This window comes from Terriglobus sp. YAF25 (assembly GCF_052113305.1).
In the GTDB taxonomy this organism is placed as follows: domain Bacteria; phylum Acidobacteriota; class Terriglobia; order Terriglobales; family Acidobacteriaceae; genus Terriglobus.
The window spans coordinates 1-3,397 of sequence record NZ_JBFRCY010000633.1 but is presented as its reverse complement, the minus strand read 5'-3'; the positions used below and the strand labels follow the sequence as shown (position 1 = coordinate 3,397).

The 3,397-nt window shown below is 55.4% G+C and carries 2 protein-coding genes; both read left to right on the top strand.

Annotation, left to right across the window (positions count from 1 at the left end):
- Window positions 1-483 precede the first annotated feature (483 nt).
- Window positions 484-1,587, top strand: coding sequence for a fascin domain-containing protein (locus tag AB4043_RS21515; protein WP_442308037.1), 1,104 nt, complete (start codon window positions 484-486; stop codon window positions 1,585-1,587).
- A 513-nt stretch (window positions 1,588-2,100) separates the two neighbouring features.
- Window positions 2,101-3,372: an alkaline phosphatase family protein gene (locus tag AB4043_RS21510; RefSeq protein ID WP_442308036.1), complete on the top strand. Its 1,272-nt coding sequence runs from the start codon at window positions 2,101-2,103 to the stop codon at window positions 3,370-3,372.
- The last annotated feature ends 25 nt before the right edge of the window (window positions 3,373-3,397 follow it).

Genomic DNA, 3,397 nt, shown 5'->3' with positions numbered 1-3,397 from the left:
TGTATGGCTACGGAGCTCCGAGATCCAGCGGAGCAACTACATCTGGACCCTCTTGAAGTACCCCATCTGCCTTCTTTCTACCTACAAACTTCTTCGCTTAGGTCTCGGCTGAATTCAGGAACTCCATGTCCCATTCAACGAGAGGAACCTTTGCAACGACATCTGAAAAACAGCAGGCTTCTATTTCCAGTCTCCCTCAAGGCTCGCAGCTTGCGCAGAGCCTTTGTGACTGGATCGACCATGTATCTTCCAATCCCAATCAACCATCGCCCTGGATAGTCGGATAAGTATGGTCTGGGAGCGAACCCCTGACCGTCTTCAGCGCGCAACCCCAAGATCCTCTTTGAGACCTACAGAAGATCCATTCACCAATTCCTGATGTTTAAGTCTTTATAGTTGTGGCGATCGGCACGATTGTAGCTCGCGATATTGCAACCGGCTGATCATACTTAGTTACCCAAATCTAAATCACGAGGATGAGCGATGGCGACCGCAGCAGAGCAGTTAGCAACGTTTAAGAGCTACTATCCCAACATTGAGCATGTCCAGGCTTTGACACTGGACGACGCAACAAGAATCGCCGGTGGCAAGCCAGTCGATTGGAACTCCGTCACGCCGGCGGATTTTGCGCCGATCTCAACGGCCGCAATCACGGCATGTCAGAAAGCAGTCGGTTTCGTGATCTTCGACGTGATTTGTCTCGCTGTCGGCGCGGTTGGATTACGAACCACGGTGAGGGCATCGACGATCGAGGCAGTGGCCGCCGCCGCTGCCCCGTCCTTGTCGAAGATCGAAACGATCATCGCCCAAATGGGCGCATCGACTGCAAGCGTGACTGACCGCGCATGGGGAGTCTTCCAAATCCTCAAAACGATATATACGGGTGGCTCGCTGGGGGCAGTGTTCAATGCCTTCACCGGCAGCCTCACCTGGTGGAACATGATTCTTTATGGAGTCACCGGCATAGCAACAATTACAGCCGCATTCGCGACCGATGGACTCGCGTTGGCCGCGGAGATAGTAATCTTGCTGGCTACCGCCGGTTTTCTGGCGAGCGATACAATCGCAGYGATCAACGCCTGCGGGTTGACTCCGACAACGCCGCCATCCGGACCGACTCCGCAACCTGGCGAACCCTACTTGCCGAGCATCGCGATCCGCACCTACAGTGGCAATTACATAACCGCGGTTAATAACGGAGGAATGCCAGGCACCTCAGGGGATGTAATGGCAACCAATCGAACGCAGGTCGGTTCTTGGGAAAAGTACACGCTGGTCCCGCTCGACGTATCGAACAAGACCTTTGCTCTGCAAACTATGACCGGCAATTATGTAACCGCGGTCAATGGCGGCGGTGTCCAAAATCCTCCTGGGCAGCCGATCGCGACCAATCGCACACAAGTAGGTAGCTGGGAAAGCCTGGTGCTCATCCAACAGACAGACGGCACGTATGCGATAGCCACGACATCGCGCTTTTTCCTTACCGCCATTAATGGTGGAGGTATGCAGGATGGTGCTGGGCAGCCGATCGCCACCAATCGAACCGAGCGCGGCCAATGGGAGACCTTCACTTTCGATAGTCTGTAACGGCCAGACCGTCGGCATCGACTTAGAGCATTTTCCCTTGATTTGAGGGATTCAGAGAACCGTACCGTTCTGTCAGGCAGTAGAGTGACAAGCACTCTACTGCTGACAGAACGCGCCTTTCAATTTTTACTTCGAAGGCATTTCAGTGTGGTGGGCCCGSCAGGRTTCGAACCTGCAGCCAAGGGATTATGAGTTTCCGGATATCTTTGTAAGTCAATGATAATACAGGAAATCGGAAAGCAGTTGAAGGTAGTCCTAAGTAGTTGCTCGACCCCAATTTAGGGCAATTTATGGTACGTGACCCAAGCTGATGTGTGTACCGCTGCTGTAACTCGAAAATCACCTTTTCTATCTACTTGAACATGAAAGCCACCGGTAAGATTGCCAATTTTCCGACACTAACCTTTCGATGTAGTCATGTCACCGGCAATCAGCAAGTTTCGTGGGACCCAGGCCGAAATGTTTCGTGCAGATCGCGCATCTAAGAGGTTGAGAGGTGTCGCTCAACCGAAGATGGGCCCCAAGTACATCTCGCGCCGTGACCTCCTGAAAATTGCTGCTGCTGCCGGTGCGTCCTCGCTCATCCCGGGCTGCGGCGCGATCAATAAAGCTGCTTCCACCGTGTCTGGCGGAGGGACTGGCGCGTCAACCTGCGCCAAGCTCACCGATATCGAGAATGTCGTCATCGTCATCCAGGAGAATCGCTCCTTCGACCACTACTTCGGCAGCTATAAAGGCGCACGCGGCTTCTCCGAAATTTCCAACGCATACAAACAGCCCTTTCCCAGCAATGCCACCGCCACTCCCACCGGCCTGCTCTATCCCTTCCACCTCGACACCTCGAAGTGGAACGCGGCCTGCACCCACGACATTGACCACAGCTGGCTCGCGCAGCATCAGAGTTGGAACAACGGCGCCAAGTACGGGAAGCTCACTTACACGACTATGCCGGAGCAGCTCCAGTCGCGCGGGATCTCGTGGAAGATCTACAGCTCAGCCGACAGCAGTATCGGCAATGGCCTTCTATCGTCCGACAACGTTCTTCCCTTTTTCAAGAACTATCAGGACTCCACGACCCCGCTGTATAAGAACGCTTTTGGCCCACAGTTCCCCACAGACTTCGTCGCTGACGCCGCCTCCGGCAATCTGCCGCAGGTTTCCTGGATCATTCCCTCTGTGGTCGAGTCAGACCATCCACCTTCACCATCTCTTTTGGGTGAACTCACGCTTGCGACTATCATCAACGCTCTCACTGCCAATTCAGCGCAGTGGGCCAAGACCGTTCTCTTCGTGACCTACGACGAAAACGGTGGCTTCTTCGACCATGTTGCGCCGCCTACAGCGCCTCCGGGCACGCCTGGCGAATACATCACCGTCGCACCCGTTCCGGACGCATCAGTACTCCGCGGCATAAGCGGGCCGATCGGACTCGGCTTTCGTGTGCCTATGCTTGTGATTTCGCCGTTCACCCGCGGTGGCTTCATCTCATCCGACACCTTCGACCACACCTCCGTGCTGCGCTTTCTCGAAACCCGCTTCGGCGCCGAAGTTCCTAATCTCTCCGCGTGGCGTCGGGCCACCGTGGGCGACATGACCTCCGCCTTCAACTTCTCCAAACCCGACCTTTCCGTGCCCGTGCTCCCCACGCTTAATGCCGCCGATACCACTCTCATCAACGGCTGCATCTCCGCCCTCACCGGTACCACACCCTACCCGATCCCCAACCCGCAAACCCTTCCCACCCAGGAATCCGGCACCGCGACTCGCCCCAACTCCTCCTGCTAGAGCATTTCTCCTGTAGGTGTAGTGC

What these genes read in the sequence shown, in the direction of transcription:
- AB4043_RS21510 (WP_442308036.1), top strand. Translation starts at nt 2,101, where the DNA reads ATGGGCCCCAAGTACATCTCGCGCCGTGACCTCCTGAAAATTGCTGCT.